Source organism: Acinetobacter sp. B51(2017), assembly GCF_003711395.1.
Taxonomy (GTDB): Bacteria; Pseudomonadota; Gammaproteobacteria; order Pseudomonadales; family Moraxellaceae; genus Acinetobacter.
In genome coordinates, this window is the sequence record NZ_PJRJ01000095.1 from 1 (window position 1) to 595 (window position 595).

Sequence of the window (595 nt, forward strand, 5' to 3'; positions counted from 1 at the left end):
CGCTTACCACGGTGTGGCCGATGACTGGGGTGAAGTCGTAACAAGGTAGCCGTAGGGGAACCTGCGGCTGGATCACCTCCTTAACGAAAGATTGGCGACCGGTAAGAATCCACAACAAGTTGTTCTTCATGATATGTATCTGAGGGTCTGTAGCTCAGTTGGTTAGAGCACACGCTTGATAAGCGTGGGGTCACAAGTTCAAGTCTTGTCAGACCCACCATAATTTGTAAAAACAAATCATGGGACATCAGAAACATGACCTTAATTGATAAGCTGGGGACTTAGCTTAGTTGGTAGAGCGCCTGCTTTGCACGCAGGAGGTCAGGAGTTCGACTCTCCTAGTCTCCACCATTACTTCTTATTACTTTTACTGTTGTTTTTAAAAGTAAATTGAATAATGGTTGACCATTCAATTGGGTAGATTATAGAGATTATCAAATCCTTTTCGTATAATACGATCTAGATTGATAATCTCTGTGATTTATCACAGCATCTAGACCTGACGAAGGCTAGAGAAATCATTAACAGATTATATTTGAGTTGAAATAAATTGTTCATACTCGTTGAAATCAAGGCAAGCAATTGCTGAGAAATC

Annotated in this window: 2 tRNA genes and 1 rRNA gene; all 3 read left to right on the forward strand. The window is 41.2% G+C overall.

Annotated elements, in window-relative coordinates:
• Window positions 1-83 (forward strand): 16S ribosomal RNA (locus CYK47_RS15285); the annotation flags it as partial.
• Window positions 84-143: 60 nt separating this feature from the next.
• Window positions 144-220, forward strand: a tRNA-Ile gene (locus tag CYK47_RS15290).
• Window positions 221-275: 55 nt separating this feature from the next.
• Window positions 276-351 (forward strand) — tRNA-Ala (locus CYK47_RS15295).
• Window positions 352-595 lie beyond the last annotated feature (244 nt).